General features: G+C 55.2%; 16 protein-coding genes. 8 read left to right on the forward strand and 8 right to left on the reverse strand.

Annotated elements, in window-relative coordinates; all coding sequences use genetic code 11:
• Positions 1-46 precede the first annotated feature (46 nt).
• The 3 genes from acnA to AC1Z32_RS27320 all read right to left on the reverse strand — a co-directional run bounded on the left by acnA (position 47) and on the right by AC1Z32_RS27320 (position 4,776).
• Positions 47-2,809 carry an aconitate hydratase AcnA gene (gene acnA, locus AC1Z32_RS27310; protein ID WP_483481967.1) on the reverse strand — a complete coding sequence of 921 codons (2,763 nt, stop codon included), beginning with the start codon at positions 2,807-2,809 and terminating at the stop codon, positions 47-49.
• 39 nt (positions 2,810-2,848) lie between these two features.
• Positions 2,849-3,640 carry an amidohydrolase family protein gene (locus AC1Z32_RS27315; RefSeq protein WP_483481968.1) on the reverse strand — a complete coding sequence of 264 codons (792 nt, stop codon included), beginning with the start codon at positions 3,638-3,640 and terminating at the stop codon, positions 2,849-2,851.
• A gap of 173 nt (positions 3,641-3,813) precedes the next feature.
• Positions 3,814-4,776: a GntR family transcriptional regulator gene (locus AC1Z32_RS27320; protein WP_483481969.1), complete on the reverse strand. Its 963-nt coding sequence runs from the start codon at positions 4,774-4,776 to the stop codon at positions 3,814-3,816.
• 188 nt (positions 4,777-4,964) lie between these two features.
• On the opposite strand from AC1Z32_RS27320, the gene prpF reads away from it, so the two are divergent.
• A complete protein-coding gene (gene prpF / locus AC1Z32_RS27325) occupies positions 4,965-6,131 on the forward strand; it encodes a 2-methylaconitate cis-trans isomerase PrpF (protein WP_483481970.1) in 1,167 nt (388 codons plus the stop codon).
• Entirely contained in the window at positions 6,128-6,859 is a 732-nt protein-coding gene (locus AC1Z32_RS27330) for an ABC transporter substrate-binding protein (RefSeq protein WP_483481971.1), read from the forward strand. The genes prpF and AC1Z32_RS27330 overlap by 4 nt, the downstream gene beginning before the upstream one ends.
• Before the next feature lie 567 nt (positions 6,860-7,426).
• Here the strand turns inward: AC1Z32_RS27330 and AC1Z32_RS27335 are convergent.
• Both AC1Z32_RS27335 and AC1Z32_RS27340 read right to left on the reverse strand, forming a co-directional pair.
• Positions 7,427-7,669 carry a hypothetical protein gene (locus AC1Z32_RS27335; RefSeq protein ID WP_483481972.1) on the reverse strand — a complete coding sequence of 81 codons (243 nt, stop codon included), beginning with the start codon at positions 7,667-7,669 and terminating at the stop codon, positions 7,427-7,429.
• A 121-nt stretch (positions 7,670-7,790) separates the two neighbouring features.
• Positions 7,791-7,934: a hypothetical protein gene (locus AC1Z32_RS27340; RefSeq protein WP_483481973.1), complete on the reverse strand. Its 144-nt coding sequence runs from the start codon at positions 7,932-7,934 to the stop codon at positions 7,791-7,793.
• A 293-nt stretch (positions 7,935-8,227) separates the two neighbouring features.
• Between AC1Z32_RS27340 and AC1Z32_RS27345 the strand changes: the two genes are divergently transcribed.
• The 5 genes from AC1Z32_RS27345 to AC1Z32_RS27365 all read left to right on the forward strand — a co-directional run bounded on the left by AC1Z32_RS27345 (position 8,228) and on the right by AC1Z32_RS27365 (position 12,646).
• A complete protein-coding gene (locus AC1Z32_RS27345; RefSeq protein ID WP_483481974.1) occupies positions 8,228-9,076 on the forward strand; it encodes a hypothetical protein in 849 nt (282 codons plus the stop codon).
• Complete coding sequence (locus AC1Z32_RS27350; RefSeq protein ID WP_483481975.1) at positions 9,057-9,899, forward strand: FRG domain-containing protein; 843 nt, start codon at positions 9,057-9,059, stop codon at positions 9,897-9,899. The genes AC1Z32_RS27345 and AC1Z32_RS27350 overlap by 20 nt, the downstream gene beginning before the upstream one ends.
• 230 nt (positions 9,900-10,129) lie before the next feature.
• Positions 10,130-11,143 carry a DUF4917 family protein gene (locus tag AC1Z32_RS27355; RefSeq protein WP_483481976.1) on the forward strand — a complete coding sequence of 338 codons (1,014 nt, stop codon included), beginning with the start codon at positions 10,130-10,132 and terminating at the stop codon, positions 11,141-11,143.
• A gap of 192 nt (positions 11,144-11,335) precedes the next feature.
• Positions 11,336-11,830, forward strand: a complete 495-nt coding sequence (locus tag AC1Z32_RS27360; RefSeq protein ID WP_483481977.1) for a hypothetical protein — start codon at positions 11,336-11,338, stop codon at positions 11,828-11,830.
• A gap of 474 nt (positions 11,831-12,304) precedes the next feature.
• Entirely contained in the window at positions 12,305-12,646 is a 342-nt protein-coding gene (locus tag AC1Z32_RS27365) for a hypothetical protein (RefSeq protein WP_483481978.1), read from the forward strand.
• Positions 12,647-13,167: 521 nt separating this feature from the next.
• On the opposite strand, the gene AC1Z32_RS27370 is transcribed toward AC1Z32_RS27365, so the two are convergent.
• The gene (locus AC1Z32_RS27370) at positions 13,168-14,226 is read right to left on the reverse strand and encodes a hypothetical protein (RefSeq protein WP_483481979.1); all 1,059 of its coding nucleotides are present in this window, start codon (positions 14,224-14,226) and stop codon (positions 13,168-13,170) included.
• Positions 14,227-15,390: 1,164 nt separating this feature from the next.
• On the opposite strand from AC1Z32_RS27370, the gene AC1Z32_RS27375 reads away from it, so the two are divergent.
• Positions 15,391-15,999 (forward strand): hypothetical protein, encoded by a 609-nt coding sequence (locus AC1Z32_RS27375; protein ID WP_483481980.1) that lies wholly within the window; start codon positions 15,391-15,393, stop codon positions 15,997-15,999.
• Positions 16,000-16,411: 412 nt separating this feature from the next.
• Here AC1Z32_RS27375 and AC1Z32_RS27380 read toward each other — a convergent pair whose 3' ends face one another.
• Both AC1Z32_RS27380 and AC1Z32_RS27385 read right to left on the reverse strand, forming a co-directional pair.
• Entirely contained in the window at positions 16,412-17,218 is an 807-nt protein-coding gene (locus AC1Z32_RS27380) for a site-specific integrase (protein WP_483481981.1), read from the reverse strand.
• 72 nt (positions 17,219-17,290) lie between these two features.
• Positions 17,291-17,731, reverse strand: a complete 441-nt coding sequence (locus tag AC1Z32_RS27385) for a hypothetical protein (RefSeq protein ID WP_483481982.1) — start codon at positions 17,729-17,731, stop codon at positions 17,291-17,293.
• Positions 17,732-19,292 lie beyond the last annotated feature (1,561 nt).

A 19,292-nucleotide genomic window follows, 5' to 3' on the forward strand; every position in this document is an offset into this window, starting at 1 on the left:
AGTGTCTCCGTTAATATGTGCCTTCTGCGGGCCCAAAAACGCCGCTTTATGCCAGCGACGCTTCCTGCGTAGCTCCCTTTTCGAGCAAGCTATCCAAGACGTACGGAAGAATTCCGCCGTTGCTGAAATAAGTGGCTTCGATCTGGGTATCGATACGTGCAAGCAGTTTCACTTCGCGCTTGCTGCCGTCAGAGCGAGTGATAACGAGCGTGACATCCTGAAGCGGCTTCACTCCGTCTTCGAGACCGATCAGGTCGAAAGTCTCATTGCCGTCGAGACCAAGCGTTTGAATGCTGTCTTCGCCGACGAATTGCAATGGCAGTACGCCGAGTCCAGCGAGGTTGCTCCGGTGAATACGCTCATAGCTGCGCGCCACGACCGCCTTGACTCCAAGCAAGCGGGTTCCCTTGGCTGCCCAGTCGCGACTCGAACCGGTGCCGTACTCTTCGCCCGCAAAAATAATCGTAGGGATGCCAGCACTGATGTATCGGCGAGAGGCATCAAAAATCGTCGTACGTTCACCGCTGGGCTGATGAACCGTGTACGGGCCCTCGTCAGCGGAGCCGTCTGCCTTGGCGGGTAACATGAGGTTCTTCAGTCGGACGTTCGCGAAGGTGCCACGAACCATCACTTCGAAGTGACCTCGGCGCGCTCCATACGTATTGAAATCCTTCTGCGCGACGCCGTGCTGCGTGAGCCATTCGCCTGCCGGCGAGTTCTTGGCAATCGAACCGGCCGGGCTAATATGGTCGGTCGTGATTGAGTTGCCGAGAATGGCGAGTGCACGTGCGCCAGCGACGTTGTTGCCGCCAGATTGCGTACCGCTGAAAAAATCAGGCTCAGCCGCATATGTCGACTCGGGCCAGTCGTACACGGCGCCTTCGCTGCTCTCAATTTCATTCCACAGGTCGTGACCTACGGTGAAGTCCGAATAAAGCTCCTTGTAGTGCTCTGAGTTTGCGGCGTAGACGCTCAGTTCCTTAATTTCTTCGTTCGTAGGCCAGACATCGGCGAGCATCACCGGCCGACCTTCACGGTCCATGCCAAGGGGCTCGCTCGTAATGTCGATTCGAGTCGTTCCGGCGAGAGCCAGAGCAACGACCAGCGCCGGGCTTGCCAGGAAGTTAGCTCGCAGATTGCCGTGGATCCGTGCTTCGAAGTTCCGGTTGCCCGAGAGCACCGCGCTGCAAACCAAGTCTTTAGAAACTACCGTTTCTTCGAGCGCCGCATCGAGCGGTCCAATGTTGCCAACACAGGCCCCGCATCCGTATGCGGCGATGCCAAAGCCGAGCGCTTCGAGCGGTGCGGTGAGTCCCGCATCCTTCAGATAGGCGGTCACCACACGCGACCCCGGAGTGAAGAGAGTCTTCACCCAAGGCTTCGCCTGGAGCCCGCGCTCGAGCGCCTTCTTAGCGACCAGACCAGCCGCAATCAGCAACTCTGGATTAGATGTGTTCGTGCAGGACGTGATTGCCGCGACCAGAACGTCGCCGTGGCCGATTTCATATTGCGCTTCAGGCCCCGGCGCACCAGCCGGCTTTGTCTTGACGGAATAGCGTTCCTCGAGCTGCTCTGCGGTTTTGCCGTAACCGCCGCTCTTGGCATCCTGGACCATGACTTCGTCGAAGCGTCGTCCGAGTTCCGAAAGGTCGACGCGGTCTTGCGGACGCTTCGGTCCCGAAACGCTCGGTTTGATCGTGCTGAGGTCGATTCGAATGACCTTGGAGTAATCGATGTCACCCGCCTTCGGCGCACCGAACAGGCCCTGCGCCGTGAAGTATTGACGAATGAGTGCGACTTGCTCTTCGCTTCTTCCGGTCTGGCGATAGTACGCGAGCGTGTTTTCGTCTACAGGGAAGAAGCCGCTCGTTGCGCCGTATTCCGGCGCCATGTTTGCGATGGTCGCGCGGTCCGTTGCGCTCAAAGATGCTGCGCCGTCGCCGAAGAACTCAACCAGCTTTCCGACGACCTTGGCAGCTCGCAGCGTTTCCGTCACCTGGAGGACGGCGTCCGTGGCGGTTACGCCAGCGGCCAGCGCGCCAGTGAGTTCAACGCCGACCACGTCGGGCATGAGCATGTAGATCGGTTGCCCGAGCATGCCAGCTTCGGCTTCAATCCCGCCGACACCCCATCCAAGCACGCCGATGCCGTTGATCATCGTCGTGTGCGAGTCCGTGCCAACGAGCGTATCGGGGAAAGCGACGCCGTCTTTCGCAATTACGCCTTGAGCCAGATACTCAAGGTTGATTTGATGGCAAATCCCAATTCCCGGAGGCACGACCTTGAAAGTATCGAACGCCTGCATGCCCCACTTCATCAACTCGTAACGCTCGCGATTTCGGCCGAACTCAACTTCCATATTTCGCCGCAGTGCGTTCGGAACGTTCGAAAATTCGGTCTGCACCGAGTGGTCGACGACCAGATGCACCGGCACAAGCGGCTCCACCGCCTTCGGGTTGGCGTTGCGCTTTGCCGCCTGACTGCGCATCGCCGCCAGGTCGGTCAACAAAGGGATACCTGTGAAGTCTTGGAGCAGGACGCGACCAACTACAAAGGGAATCTCTTTCTCACGCGGGGCGCTCGGCTCCCAGGTGGCCAAGTCGCGGACGTGGGACTCAAGCACCTTTGCTCCGTCGCAATTGCGCAGCACAGACTCCAGCAAAACTCGGATAACGACCGGCAGGCGACCGATCCGATCAAACCCCGACGCGGCGAGCGCGTCCAGCGAGTAGTAGCGGTACGAAGACGCATTGGAGCTGTCGAGGCTGCGGACGCATCCAGGAATGTTGATGGATTGATCGGCTGTCATGGTGTTCTCTTACGGAATGTGGGACGGAAGTCTTATTGGTCAGAACTTGAAGAGCTTCGCTGGCGTATCGCACAGGACCGTTTTCCGGTCGCTTTCTTGGGGAAGCCATTCGGCGACAGCGCGTAGCTGCGTGTTGTAGTTCTGCGAGGATTCGTACTGCGTGAAGGGCCAGTCGCTTGCCCACATGAGTCGGTCGGTACCGAACGCGTCATGGAGCAGGGGGGCTGCGGCGTGGGCGATATCAAAGCTTGTTCGATATCCGCCGGAGAGCTTCACCCAGACTTGACGGCTCTGACCGAACTGAAGCAGACCCTGAAATCCTTCGTCGGCAATTCCCAGTTGGCGATCCGGCATACCGAAATGGTCCACGACCACTTTGACGCCAGCTTTGATAAGCGGAGTCAAGGACTCTCGAAGGCGTGCTGCACGGTCGTTGATCTCGATGTGCCAGTCGCGTTTTACGCATTCGGCTACGGCATCCGCCCAAGCGCCAGCGCTGAAGTCGGGAACGGGAAGATTGCCGGTCAGGTTCACGCGTACACCGACGACGCCCGCCGATTCGTACTCGTCGAAGCGGTTCAAGTCCGTTGCCGGATCAATAGCCACTACGCCGCGAAGGCGCTCTGGCTGAGACCGCAAACATTCGACGAGATAGCTGTTGTCGTTACCAAGAATGCTTACAGCGATCAGCACGCCTCGTGCGATTCCGTTTGCGTCAAGCTGGCTGAGATACGAACTCAGCGGAGCGTCGTAGTCGGGCGTAAAGCGGCGCGACTGGATAAACGGGAGCTCGCGATGAAAAGCGTGTGCGTGCGTATCGACAATTAACATTGCGTGGCGTCCGTGTCAGTGTTTGACGATCTGTGCTCTAAAACGCAATCAGGTTATTGTCGACGCTGTGTCTTTGTCAATGCGAAAACGCAAAGTGCGGGAGGCGCGGGCAAAAAAAAGCCGCCTGGAGGGCGGCGTGGCGGGCTTTTGCGGGAAAATCTATCGTTTACCCTCTATGCCTCTGCTTTGAGCTCGACAAAGGTTCCAGCGGTCGCGGACGCCGGCGAGTCGGGTTGCTCGGAACGGTTGAAAACCTCGAGCACAGCCTTCTTAGAACGGGCTGCCTCAATGTGCCGCCTCATAAGGCTTGCGGCTTCCAGGAAGTCTCCGCGCTCTATCGCGTTGAGGATATCGATGTGCTCCTGAGCTAGCGCGCGGCGTGGCAACTGCTGCTTGGCCTGTCGGTACTCCGCTAACCGTCGCATCTGATCAAGCCGGCGCAGAGTCTGCAAGGCGAGCCTGTTTTGCGACCAAGACGCGATCGTTTCATGCAGGCGGGCATTGGACTCGTATCTCTCCGTTGGAGTCATGGCCTCATGGCCGCCGTCGAGAATGGATTGCTGTTCGCGCCGAAGCTCTCTGAGCTCGTCCAAATTAGGCCGAAACTTCGGGCTTAGGATGCCCGCTGGCTCGATTGCGGCACGGAGCGAGTACATGTCGTCGTAGGCGTCGAGCGAATCGATCATCGGCAAGAAACGCCAGCCATATCCGGCTTCTTTTTCGACCCAGCCTTCGCTCTGCGCCCGAATCAGCACCTTCCGGACGTCGCTTCTCGACGCATCTAAAAATCGTGTCAGGTCAGCCTCAGTCACGGACTCCGGGATTGCCCCACTGAAACGGGCATCCGCCAGGCGTAGATATAGTGGGTCATCTGCAGAATTAACCTGTTCCAGCAACTCGGCGGGAAGTTCGTCAAAGGATGCCTCAACCGAGTATCCACGGTTCTTGTCATACCGCATCACGCCCGCTTCAACCAACCGGTCAAGTGCCACGCGAATGGGCGAGCGGGAGGTCCCGATGAGCTTCGCCAACGTCCACTCGGGCAGATGGGTGCCGGCCGCCACGCGTTCGCGCCTAACGTACGCAATTATTTCGCGTAGCGCTTTCTGTTGGCTCGGGGTGAGGTCGGAAGTCATGGGAGATCAAATCCAAGCGTGTAGAAGGTGAAATTACAGCGTCTCTTAGACGAATATACCTCTACCTGAGGCGCCCGAGTGAGTTTCGACGCGCAATCAGCAAAGCTGCTTGCGCGCATCATGCGTTTGTTGTTAAATAAACGCAATCGTCGAATCGATGTTCGGGTACTATTTTCAGGAGATGAAACGTGGCGCAAACGAAGCTTCAGGCTGTCTATATGCGTGGGGGCACCAGCAAAGGCGTCTTTTTCCGAAACGATTGGCTTCCTGAAGATAAGGCTGCCCGCGACCGCATCCTGCTTCGCGTGATCGGCAGCCCCGACCCGTATGGCCAACAGATTGACGGGATGGGAGGCGCCACCTCAAGCACGAGCAAAGTGGTCATTGTCGACCGGTCTTCGCGCAGCGACTGCGACGTTGATTACCGCTTCGGTCAAGTCGCAATCGACAAGCCCGTCGTCGACTGGTCGGGAAACTGCGGTAATCTCACCTCTGCGGTTGGCCCCTTCGCGATTGCACAGGGCTTGGTGGACGCGCCGCGCGATGGCATTGCGACGGTGCGGATCTGGCAAGCGAACATCAGCGCGAAAATCATCGCGCATGTGCCGATGCGTGACGGCGCCGTCGTCGAGGAAGGCGACTTCGAATTGGACGGCGTCACTTTCCCAGCAGCCGAAATCAAAATCGAGTTTCTCGATCCTAGCGGTGATGGCGGCGACGAAGGGGGTAGCATGTTCCCTTCGGGCAGTGCACTTGATGTTCTCGACGTGCCTGGCGTCGGTCCTGTCGAAATGACCATGATTAACGCGGGCAACCCCGCTATTTTCATCGACGCCGCAGTTCTCGGCCTCAAGGGCAACGAGCTGCAGCGCGACGTTAATGGCAACGCCGAGCTGTTGAAAAAGGCCGAGGCAATCCGCTCTCACGCAGCTGTCCGCATGGGACTGGCTCGGTCGACGCAGGAAGCTACGGAACTCCGTCCTCATACGCCAAAGCTCGCGTTCGTCGCTAAGCCGTTGGGGTACGTTTCGTCCAGCGGGAAAGAGATCGACCCGTCGGCGCTTGACATCAATGCTCGAATCTTCTCGATGGGAAAGTTGCACCACGCGATGACTGGCACCGGTGCCGTCGCCATTGCGGTTGCTGCCACCATCCCGGGCACCGTAGTCAATCGCCTCGTTCCTGAGGCGAAAGGTTCGGTGCGGTTTGGGCATCCCTCTGGCAGCCTGGCCGTGGGTGCCGAGGCCGAGCAAAAGGACGGCGCTTGGACAGTCACGAAGGCAATCATGAGCCGAAGTGCTCGCCGACTGATGGAAGGTTTCGTTCTTGTACCTTCTTCGGTGTACCAGAAATGAGTCAGACAGATACTGTTTTGAGAGAAGCCTTCGCACCGACCGGCGTTCTGAAGGCCTCGATTAACTTCGGCAATCCTGTACTGGCCTCCAAAGGCGACAACGGAGAGCCTCAGGGTATCTCTGTTGATATCGCCAAGGAACTGGCTCGACGTCTCAACCTTCCTTTGGAATTGGTCACCTATGATGCAGCCGGAAAGGCTGTTGCGGGCATAGAAGCTGGCGAGGTTGATGTTGGATTCTTCGCCATTGACCCGGTTCGCGGTAATCAGATTGCCTTCACCAACCCGTACGTGCTGATTCAGGGCAGCTATCTTGTCAGGTTCGACTCACCGATTCAAACGCTTGAGGAAGTGGACCGGACGGGTATTCGTGTGGCGGTGGGGACAGGTAGTGCGTATGACCTGTTTCTGACTCGCGAGATCAAACATGCGGCGATCGTCAGGAACTCAACTTCGCCTGAGGTGGTGAACACTTTTCTCCGTGACGGTCTGGATGTTGCGGCAGGCGTCACCCAACAGTTGGAGGCTGACGCAAAGCGACTCGGAGGCCTTCGGCTGCTCGACGGGAATTTCATGGTCATCCGCCAAGCGATGGGCGTCGCGAAGTCACGTGGCGAGGGCGCCGCAGCTTGGTTGAACGTGTTTGTCTCCGAGCTACTTCGGAGCGGGTTCGTCTCGGACGCGGTCTCGCGGCATCGTATTGACGGTGCCTCGGTACCTCAGGAATAGTGCGCGAACGGGCGACAGCGCTGATCTGCCGTCGCTGCCGCCCGCTAAAAGGAGAACCTTGTCCGATATTGGCCCTTCTGAGGTGTGGCTATCGTCGAGCATCGTCTCAGGTTCGGGCTCTGCGCACACCGCCTCGGAGAGCAGCGCAGATAGCGCGTTATGCTTTCCCTGAGGCACCGTGGAAATCGTCACGCCGGTCGACGAGGCGCACTTGGAAAGCAGCCTTCATTGATTTTTTTCTCACACCCCGATTGAGTGTCTGGCGAGAGCATCACAGCGCGGTGCGACCTCCGCTTATTGATCGCTTCTTTTACCGCTGCGGCGGATTCAAGATGTTCGACGCTGATACCAGCCGCACGTCGCCGACGCGAGACGATTGACCGCTAGACTCAAACAACTGCGTCCAGTGCTGCTGAAGCGGTGGGGTGAACTTTCTTCGCTTTACTTTTGCGATGCTGGCCTCTATACGAGGCATCGATCGACTCGACCACGATTGTTTAGGTCGTCCGCCGTGCCCTATCGATAGCAGACTTACCGCAATAGAACCGTCGCGGCGACATCCATCGCTTACACCACAAGTATTTCCTGCGAACCGCCGCGAACGGTGACGGCCTCAGCGATCCGCCTTGAAATGCTCGAGCATTGCGGGTCTATCGTGTCTGAGCTGGAGATTTTTGAAAGTGCGTTGCCCAGAAAAAAGAGGCAAGGCAATAGCGCCGCGTAAAATACTAAGGCACAGACAGAGGCAACAATGGCGAAGGAATGCATGTCCCGAGGGAGGACACGAATAAAGGCCACGCGTTTGGTCACGAGTGTAGCTCTCGTTATGCTATGCGAGCCGCCATCGCAGGCGCGATTACCCAGGGCCATCAAGGTATAGTGAAGACTTCGGCCATACTGCGGACGGCGGCAAACTCTTTTCGATCAACAATTACACGAGGCTATTTCTTGGCAAAAAGGCGCCGTCGAGGTCGGAACGGGCGGGATGATCAGCGACGTCAACAAACACAACGCGCTCGGTGACACAACCTTGATCCATCGTGGCGACGCTAAAGAACAGATTCAAGGCGGTCATGGCCTATAGGCCTCAACCCGCGTTGGACGTGACCGAGGTCGAAACCTTCGTCGATAAACCGACAAAGCCGTTCACATTGGAGTCAGGCACGCGCGTTATGGCAAGCCTATGTACCGCGATGTAAGCATCCCGCGACTGGATCACGCACATGGAGTGAGGTCACGAAGTGTAGAATGACGTTTCGATCTTCAGTAAAGTTTCCGACCGGACGTCCGTTAACATAGCATCATCTCATCAAGTTTCGCGCTTTCCGACGCGAGCTGGTCCATAACTAACAAAGAAAATGCTGGCTGATGGCTTCAATCGAATACAGTCTCTTTCGAGTCAAATTTATAGCAAGTCTTCAACCGGACCTGTTTAAAACAGAAATAGATCGCGCGGATTTGTTTGCAGAGGCTCTACAAGAAAAGCCGTCTGCGGAGTTGCGCAAGGGTTACGTTTGGCACATTGCAAATTTGCACGAATTCTCTAAGGGGAAAGGATACTTTGCGGTAGGACGAACAACGCGCTCTATGATTGAAAAGTTTGACGAGGTCCTTGGAAACTTCGTACATGAAGAACTCGAGGAAAGTCCGTTTACGCATTGCGTCTACGATGCGCTTTTGGGAATCGTCGCCATCGCAAAGAAGCCGAGTCTGGCTTCAGACGCGCGAGGAATCGCAGCTAGGGTCGAGGAACTGCTACAGAGCACTGGTGTAGTCCAAACGAGCGGAATGAGAGTGGAGATTCTACCGATTCCGGATCCTGCTGGGTTCCTCCGAATGCTCACGGATGCGCACAGGGTGATTCGGTTCAGTGCGACGTTTCATGGCCCAAATCCGTTTGACGCAGATGAGCACTTCCAACGTCCGCTATCGGTATTCCTGCAGTCGACTCGGGGAGCTGTGGGCAAAGCGCAAGTTCAAGGAGATGATCTCGATAGGGAGGTGCTGACGGAAGTTACGCGCAGCACCGCTGCCACCGGCAACGAAGCTTCAGCTCGAATAATCAAAAATCGCTCGGAGCGTCCAGTGACAATCAACTTAAAAGGTGATCCCGTCAAGCAGGTTTTCGCCGAGCAAAATCACGTGCCCCAAGCAATTCTTCAACGGTTCGTGGACATCTACAGGCGAGTGCGGTCAAATGCGAGAGATACGCGCTGAATCAACAATCGAACTGATTGAAATGATCAGTGACTATCCCAACAACTTCATTTATCGAGGTCAAGCGAATGCGTCGTGGAGACTGCGGTCATCGATAGAGCGAATCGTTGGTGATAGCTGGACACCAAAGGTGGCGCGCGAATTCGAAGACTATTCGCTCATCGAATTCAAATCTAAGTTTCACTTATACGACAAAGAGAATGTCCTACCTTCGTCAAAACTAGCATGGCTCGCAACGATGCAGCATTACGGTGTTCCAACGAGATTGCTGGATTTTACCGAGAGCCCATTTGTTGCGCTGTACTTCGCCCTGGAAGGCTATAGCCATCTTTCAGACAACGACTTGGCCATCTATGCGTTCGACTACAGCGAAATCATGAGGCGCTCGATTGAACATGTTGAAGAAAGGAACGAAACGTTTAAGGAGAACCGACGCTCTGCCTTCGAAAAGGCCGACGCAATCTTCGACGAGACAGTGGATCCTCATTCATACCCCATCGCATGGATTGCGGAGCCACGGCAGCTCAACGCGCGCTTGGATCGCCAAGCAGGAACTTTTTTGATCTGCGGAGACCGAGGTGCTCACATCGAAGATGTCCTCGCGAGTTCCGTCTACGCCGGAGTTAGAATGGACAAGATTAGTTTCCCCAAGTCAATTTACGCCTCTTGCTTTGCTGCGTTACGAAAAATGAACCTCACCAGCAAGAGTTTGTACGGGGACCTAGACGGGCTTGCGCGCTCGATTCGGATGTCCATGCAAGTCTACGCGTCACAAAAGGCTATTGACGAGCTTCCCGGGGCCTCATCTTCACAGTACCGGTGATAAGGGGTCCGAGGACTGAGTCGCGGCAGGCTTTGTAGGCCACGATGCGGGCGGGCCGTGGCATAGGTTGACAGGCTGCATATCGGCGCTCGACATGGTCGAGGTGACTTGTCTACGGATCATCCGAGCATGCTGCTCGTCGGGATGCACGACGAGTAACTGCTTACAGTCGCGGCCGCGTCGGCGCTACAATGCCTTTGAAAAACCTAGTTGATAAAAGAAATTTTCGTATGACTCATAGAATCTTTAATTGGCTCGATATTGAGAGAGACTTCTCTGAGACGTTACTGGTGGGAAACGGGGCGAGCGTGGCGGTACACGGCGAGTTCGGGTACACCGGACTTTATGAAGCTGCGCAAGTGCATCACTTTATTGACGCTTGTGTTCAAGAGGTGTTCACTAAATTCGAAACGAACGATTTCGAATTGGTTCTTCGCCGCCTCTGGCAGACTAAGCAGGTTAATACAGCTTTGGGTATCGCAGTCAAGGAGGTCGACGAGGCATATGCTGTGGTACGTAGTGCTCTAATCCAGACCGTCCAGAAGGTGCATGTGTCGTATGAAGACGCCAAGACGCACCTATCTCCCATCTACAAGTTCATGCGGCGATTTCGAACTGTTATATCGCTGAATTACGATCTCATCGTCTACTGGGCCGCACAGTTCGGAACCGATGACCTAGGTAGCAGATATCATTTCAAAGACGGGTTTAATAGAACCGTTTTCGCTGACGATTGGGCAATGTATCGGGAGGCTTATGGTGGCATCGAGAATCCGACCATCTTTTGCTATCCGCATGGCAACATCGCGCTTGGTCTAACGAAGTCTCTCGACGAGCAGAAGCTGGTGGCAGGCTCGCAGGATTTGTTAAATTCAATTATTGATGCCTGGAACTCCGGAAGTCGTGCGCCGATTTTTGTTTGCGACGGCACGTCCAAGCAAAAATTCGACGCGATCTCGAAGTCGAACTACCTGCGAAGCGTGTACAACGGTCCTTTAAGCGAAATCGGCAAGTCACTGGTCATTTATGGTTGGGGCCTCGCGAAACAAGAGGAGCATATTCTTAACCAGATAGGAGAAGTTGCCCCAGAACGAATCGCCGTTTCAGTCTATAACAGCATGCAGGCTTACTGTGACCGTGCATATGCAGCCCTCTCGGCTATCGGTGTCAAGGACATACGGTTTTTTCACTCCAATAGCGACGGAGCATGGAATAATCCGGTTAGCCCGACTGCCTCGCCATGACTTGGAATCGGCGTGCGCAGAGGTAGATCGGGACAGAGTGTAAGGAATAGAAGAGTCGGCATGGTCTCGACTGAGGCCTCACATTTCCACGACTTACAACCGCGCATAGCATCGTTGGTATATCCTCCTCACCCGCGTCGTTGACCGTCGTCGAACGCGCGTATCGAAAGCCCTGCCTTAGTCGGAAACAATATGGTATATCTCGATTGGTCCAATATTGCGTACACCACTCTGCCGTTCGTTATGCTATGGCTCGTCAAGTTGTTGCTCGACTTGCGCCTAGCTCCTTTATTGGTGAAGAACCTCTATTGGCTACCGGTCCGGAACTACTTTCGTGAAAAGCCAATCAGCCTTTCTGGCAACTGGGAACACCTTTGGGGGGATGGCGGAAGTGCAGCGTATGCGAAAGACGTCGATCGACACGGTCACTCGGCCCTTCGTCAGTTAGGCTCGTACTGCTATGCGGAATTCTACTCGCGCGGTGATAGATACGCTTTCTTCGGGCAGGTAAGGGACGGGTTTATCGTGGGAGATTGGTTTGACGTAAAGGACAGAGGCGGATATTTCGGCGTTTTCCAGTTAGAAATTGTTAACTCATCGCTTCTTCGTGGGCTTTGGCTTGGTCATTCTAAACAGGTGAGAGAAATCAGGAGCGACTTGACGGAGTGGCGGCGCGTTAATAAGTGAGCGCCGTTACGGCAGGCGTTATGGCGTTACTTCGAGAATGTATCTGACGGGGAATATGCTGAGAGGGCGACCGGCGCCGATGACGTGGTGAAGCCGGAAGGTGTCGAAAACTCTTACGAGCTATGCGCTCGCTGTGCCGAACCTCTCAGTGCCACGTAGTGTCCGGACAGGGCGACCGGGCTCGCTAAACAGCGGGCAGGCGACGCGTCAGACCTGCAGATTCCCGTTCCTAACCCCGCTTGCGATTTCCACAGTTACCGCAATAGGCTCGCTCACGTATCGGCCGGCTTATATCTCTCGCACTGCTTTAGGTGCAGCGGCGATGGGGGCAACGCGCGCAGTTCCGAGGAGCGCTTTGGCTGCTTGCAAGTCGGGACAGTAGTCGACAATAAAACGGACGGCAGACGCTTGCTTGTGCCCCGGCCGACGGACGAACTACGGTGCAACACATGCGTTACTATGTAGGAGTCGACGTTGGAATTGGCATTGCAAGGGACGCGACTGCCTGAACTCCATGCCATCGAATGGGGCCCAGTCAAAATGGCACATAACGATGAACTTTTGAGCATCAAGGGAGTTGCTCAGCGACTCGACGTGAGTCGGCCATACGTCTCCAGGCTCGTGGAGGCCGACCGTCTTGGAGTGGTCGTTTTACGGAACGACGTTCGATATGTTTACGCGTCTGCGGTCGCCGAGTACCTCGCAAACCGGATAAAGCACGAGGGCGCTTCATCTCCTCGTGAGGCTGGCATCGAAGCCGGCTTGTACGATTGGTCCGAAGGTCATTTTCCGGACCGCATCCAGGGCGAAAAGTGACTTCCGCCGAACGGGATGAATTTGGCGCTGAACACGAGTCGAGCAATGCTGACGAAAGCGCCAGACGTAATCACTTAAGGGGGTAGTTTGCCGCCGCCGGGCGTCCTTGACGATGGGGTCTGCAAGCGAAGCGCGCACTCAACCGGAAGCGTTTCGGCAACAGGGGGACGCTGCTTTCGCGCAAACCTTTGGGTGCTTTCAGCGGCGCATGGCGTCCCCATGAACCGCCGGTATATCACGCCGACCCGGAACGGGCTGGTTCAAGTAACGGCTGCACGTTTGCTTCTTAACGTCGCCGCGTCAAGGCGTCGCATGAGCCCAGCGGGCTGCTGCGGGTGCCCTTTGACATCGGCTTCGGCGGGAGCGAGGCAATGACTTCTGTCAAGGACTGGACAGCAATTGTCCCAGCGGCGCAATACCATGAGCGCTTCTTACCAGTACCTCGGGTCGTAAACGTCATGCGGAGTCGCGCGCTCATCACCGGATCAACTCAAAACGGTATCAAATCTTCCCATGGGCGCTTATTTTGGGGGAGCAGGCGCAGGCCCAGGACCCAACGGCATGGGGAGAATGTTATCAATCAAAACGGTGTCGGCGCGCCATGACGGCTCCCATGCCTCGTCCATCTCCGCATGAGCCTGAGCGAGGTGGCGACGACCAGATGCGATGGGGTTCCATTCATACTCGACAAGGACGATTTCGCCATCGAGCAAATAGACGACCGGAAGGAAACCTCGAAAGAGCAGCAGGCTGTGCTCATGTTGGATAAGCGGTATTGCAAGTCCCTGTCCCGACAATGATAGGCAGAGTTCGGTATGACCAGAAGAAGTTCTGAAACGGTCGACTGGCGGAACTTGCGATTTGCGAATGAGCGATTGCGCTGCGGTGCCGGGCGGCGGGTTGATGACAAGCGCATAGTTCTCGTTGGTGCGCCAGGCAAGCTTGGATGGGAAGTGCCGACGCTGAAGTAAGAACGCGACTCCCTTGGCTGCCTCCTTGACCTGAGCGACGTCGCACCATTCCCAACCTGTCGAGTCTAGACGGGAGTGCGAGCGATAGCCGTTGTTGTCATGCCATCGGAAGTCGCCGATACGAGAGAATCGATCAAAGAGTAAAGCAACCATACCTGGAAGATTCTCGCGACTTCGAATTTCGCCACACTGAACTTGCTCCAAAAGGCCCGGGAAGAACCGCTCCCATTCAAAGTGCCTGAATTCACCTTGGTCATAGTCAAGCGATTCACCGAGAAAGGCATTGGCAATGCAACCTGCGGCTGATAATCTGCGGCAATACGCATCAAGGTGGCGCGCAAACGCATCGTAGGAGTCTTGACCTGTCAGCCGTTCGACGAGTTCGGGGCAGTCTTCCGCCAACCAACTCTCGAGCACTGACGAGTCGAGATTGGCGTAGATGTGCGGGCCGCATTGGTGCAGGTCAATTAAATGCCCGACGTAGTCCATTGCCTGCTGCTCTAATGAGTCGTCCGACCCGTGCCAGCGGTTGTTTGGGAAATACCGAACGTCCACCTCTCCCAGTTTTCGGAAGAGGTGTTGATGTTGGGGCTTCTGCTCGAATTCCATGTCTTTGTGGCGCAGTTGTAATTGACAGTATGGGATCGTGTTTTATCTGGTGGAGATGAAAGTTCGAGTCCTTCTGAGCAACACGACCGGCCGTGATGCTTGACGCCGGCTACCTTCGTTCCTTGAGCAGAACGGTATGTCCGGCCTGCCCTAGCGCGACTGTCTTTCCCTGCGAAGAGCTCGCACTCAGAGCTCTCATTCTTTGTGGGCGCCAGAATGTGATGTTCCAAAGGCTCGCGAACGTGCGAGCATCGACGGGAGCAGGGACCCGCCAGCGTCGCACGGAGGTCTTTTCCGTTTAAGTATCGTTCCTTCACTGGTTTCGTCACCGTGACATTCGAGGTGATATTTTGGAAACGATAACGGAGCATCTGTGAAAAACTATTTGCGTATCAAATCGGGCATTGAGCAACTCGTGAACTCAATGACCGCAACGGGGAGAATTCAGAGCATCGGTTCCTGCAATGGTCAGTGGCACATTCTGGGCGGTTCACCTCCCTAAGTACATTTCAAAAGCTCGACGGAAGTAGCCTCACGCTTGGCGAAAGCACTTGCCGGCGATAGGCCCGGCACGAAATTGCTGCACTACGACTGGGACGTGGTAGGCTTTTTCCATGACGGACATGGTCTGTGTTTCCATCTGACGTTCACAAGACGATGGTTTAGTCGCTCAACGGTAGAGCGCGATATTGGCTTGTTGAACGACATGTGCACTCGGGCGGTCTGAAAACACTGTCCGAAGCTGCGCAGCTCACCTGCGTAAATCGGCGCAGCCCCGAATCGGCTTGAGACCGGCTGGCGGTAGAGCTGCCGCGCAAAACTTGCACGGGGCAGCGCCACGGCGAGCCTCGATTGATTTTCAGCGTGCATATTTTGTTTTCAAAGAAAATTCTCATATTTACGTCTAAATTCGACGCTATTTAGACCCAAGACGCGTATGCGTCGGATTTGATAACGAATAAAGATATGCCTAGGGCTCTTTTCAAATCACGAAACGAAAATATAACCTTGAGGGCGGGTTGTTATCAATTATCGAACGCGTTATTTAGTCGAATAAAGATTAAAGTTTTAATCCGATTTGCCGTGCGTTGCATTTTGATTTCGTGATCCATATACTTCGCCGCGTTCAAACCAAATTAAGCGCGACAGGTCGCGAACCGGACTATGAAGCATAACTTTCCAAGGAACGGGCATAATGTAACCGGCGTCCCCGTCGTTTTCGGGGCTCTGCAGCAGGCTGGCGATCTCGCCGGCGATTTTAACGAGGCGGAAAGGTTGAACGTCACCGCGCCGGTGTTCACATCTCCTCTCACGACCAAGCGCATCAGCAAGTTGAAAGGCCGGTCAGTCTTTCGAATCGGTGCCGCTCCATTCGATGATTGCCTCGTTATGACGGTCAGATATCAGAAGGGGACGACAATGGCGATATGGTTGGCCGATGCGTCGGATCCGGACCTCTGGTCGGCCATCGACAACCTGCGTGCGACCGGCGAGGCGGGGTTTTCATTTGTATCCGGAGATATGATGTGGTTCTCTCCCTACCGCACCTACGACATGGGAGCAAACCTGGATGTTTGCAGGCTGGCTCTGGGTCGCAGCCCAAACGGGTTCATGCCAAGAGTGGCTGCCCTCATGGCTTCAGGAGCGATAGCCTCATATACATCAAGTATGTTGCCAGGTGTAGACGTTACGTACGCACAGGCGTGCGTCCTCAGCACGCCCCAGGTGCGAGCTGCCGCCCAAGCAATGGGGGCAACAGTGCTAGAGCTCTAAATCCTAAGCAGCTTTGAGCGCAACTCTTAAGCATTCGGTGTCCAACACGAGTTGCGTCGCGTTGTATGGCCGGTGCTGTCTTGAACCGACCAGTGCGATACCGACTCCGTCGGGACGCTAGGGAAAGAGGGGCGGAGATTGCGGCTTGCGAACCTACCCAAGCGGCGAGGGTGCCGTGAACGCTCGAACGCAATGTTGCCCGCACCAGGAACGATTCCGAGGACGTTAATCACCGACAATCATTGGCGAGAACATTATCGGCAGTCTTCAACGGATTCGCTTTGACGTCAGCGCTTATTCGACATCGTGGCTCCACGAGTGGATAACTTTGGCTGCACACGGCATAGCGCTCTGTACAGCCGCTGAGGGCGAGGTCGCCGTATTGCGAGGTCGCCCGTCATCGGCTGGCTGCTCACGAACTTTCCCATCCGTCTCCATGGTTCCTCAACTGGTCCGAGAAGAGTTCCGTGAGGTGACTGTACCTATCTTGCTCAAACAGAACGGAGGCTTTCCAATAGTCTTCCATAGCCGGGTTATGGCGGTTGTGTCCCATCATATATGCTATTTGGGTCCAGCGATCCGAGCAATCGGAGCGCGCAAGGCTTGCAATCATCCATACGGCGAAAGTGCGGCGAAGATCAATGAACCTGAATAACGGCGCACCTTTGGCCTTACCTTTCTGAAACGTCGTTCGAACGTGCCCTGTTGTGATGCACGCCCGTTGCATTGCAGTTTCAAGCGCAAGCGCAGATACGGGTCGTCCTGCGAACTCGGCCCCAGCGTCCTTGAGGTTCAAGATGAGCATACCTTGTGAACGGTCTTCACCGAACTCGGCCGTAAGCTCCCTTCTTTCGCCGTTAGCGTAGTCGAGAACCTCATGTATAAAGAAGCCGGGAATAACGACCGGGCGCATCCTGGGCCAACCTAAGTGATTTACGACGTAGGTTGCGCATTTATCGATAGGCTTGTCTTGATACTCGAGGAAAGGCGCAACCTTCTGATTTGTGACCTCAGACTGTCTCAGACCACAGAAGAGCGCAAGTCCAGCCGCCAGCCTCATTCCGGAGGACCGTGAGCTCGATCTGTCGGTGACATGGGCTTGCTTGTCCGACGTAGATACAGCGTGCCTCCAAGGAACCGGGCCCAACGCGTTGAGGATCTGATGTGCCTGCGATCGTGTCATTGAGGAAAAAGGGTGCCTCGATGCTTTGATATTCATTTTGTGCTCTCCTTAGGCTGTCGGTAAACGAGGCGGCCAGATAATTCCGGCATATCGCCTCGCAAAAAATCTTCATTCTTTAGGCTGCGGACGCAATTGCTCATCGAGTGCATTGAGGTGTAACGTTAAGAATTCGACCCGGTGAAGATTTTCGACTTCTCGTGTGAGCGCGTCGGCTGGATGTACCATACCGGTGCTTGCCTTTTTGACTAGCCCTTCGTCATTGTCAACATTGGACCTTCGCGCACACTTCAAGAGGGCGAGTAGCGTTCGCCAAAATTCATCCGTGGAATGCTTCCGTTCGTAGTTTGTAACCCTTTGTTGCTTGCCATCGGAGTAGGTGCTCCTAAGCTCAATCACTTCGTTGGATCGGATGCCTGTCACCGCCATGATCCACATGGCACAGGCTACTTGCTGCGCGGAGGAAGGGGCTGATCGGGCTGATCGGGCTGCGTCGAAACAGGACCCGACGAAGCCACTACCACACTTTGATGTTTTTAAAAGAATGTCCATTTCCGCTCCTTGACGACCGGACAACTAACGAAATGACCGAATGTTGACGACGACCGTACAACGTCACGATCCGGCATGTTCGATACTGGTCCCTCAAGCGACAACAGTCCAATTGGATGATCGAAATGGATTTCCCGAACAATTGCTGTCTACGCTGTTAGCAGCTGTATCGGTTGTGGGTCAAATGGTTGGCACGAAATTTTGTTCATAAATCATACGAGTTCATGGATCTTTAAATTTGTTCTTTTATTTTAGAACGTCCTTGAGAAATTCTTTATGGATTGAATCGCTAGGAAACCTGGCGAGATTGGAGAAGTCTTCCGTCGGCAAAGGACGCCAGTAGATTTATTGAGCAAGATTACGCGTAGTAGAGTGATGATCTTCGAGAACGCCGACAGCATGCCGGGTTCGATATCTTCCATACTTGCAAGCGCTGTTTTAATGATGCTGGCGTCTTCGATTTCGGCTGGAGTGTCCGTGAGGGCCGACATGTAGAGTCTGGGTTGGCTCGAAAGTCGGCGATTAGTAATCTTTTGCGTCGACGACAAGCGTTCACAAACTTGTTAGCCAGCAATACGTCACTGCTTGAACTAGTTGGACTGCTTAGCTGCGGCTTGTCCTGCGCAGCGCGTTATCACCGCCGATGAAGCCACTGGGGCTTGTCTTCAGCAGCTCGCACACGACTGACTCTGGGCAGTAGCACCGATCGTGCTCGATAGACGATGACTTCAGATCCCTCTTTTTTCGGAAGTACGCTACGCACTTGGTGCATATCACCGTCCATCCGCAAGTCAGTCATTTGCACGCGCAGTCGCACCGACTCCATTTGTTGCGGGCTTACGGGCTTCCTACCTGCTCTGGCAGAGTGCCGTCCCGGTCGGCCTTCACTCTGTAACACATCGCTTGGTCAGCTACTCCCAGTGTCGCCACCACCGCCGCAATGCTTTGTCTAGTGATCAGCCGCGACGTCTCCAGCTTGAACTCGAGCTTGTAGTGCGCCCGGTTTCGGTTGCTTGTCTCCATCTTCGCATGCTTGTTTGTTCAAAGGCTCAACAAGGAATTCGCTTCTCGAGGTCAAGCCGAGCGGTCGTTTTTCGGGTTGCCTTCACAAAACCAATGCTGCGAGAGTGTGGCATGTAGAGCAGAAGGCGCGCCGATATCCTTCGGAGGGGACCTCCAGAAAGGCGACAGAGCGACTCAGAAGCGACAGGCTTGCTGGACTCCTGTGATGCATTCTGTCCTTGGACCGCAGGGACTCCCGGCGTGTTCGATGCAATCTCACTGGCGCATTCTGGAAGTCGGGAGACCGTTCCGGAACGATGGCGAATCCATCGCGGTTGACTCAACCAGCAGTAGTTGCCCCTCGGATTGGCGAGCGCGCTTTTGGAGTCTGGACTTGTAGGGAACGGAATTCCGCGAATGTCTAAGTCGAATTTGACGACGCGAGCGTCGACCAATTTATTTGACCTCCTATCGACTTCGAGCGTTCTGGAGGTTGGGTACGGACGCCGGCCGGCAGCGGGTTAGAGGTGTACCGTATTCAATGAGGGGTACTTGCTGC

The organism is Caballeronia sp. 11_S32, assembly GCF_056930355.1.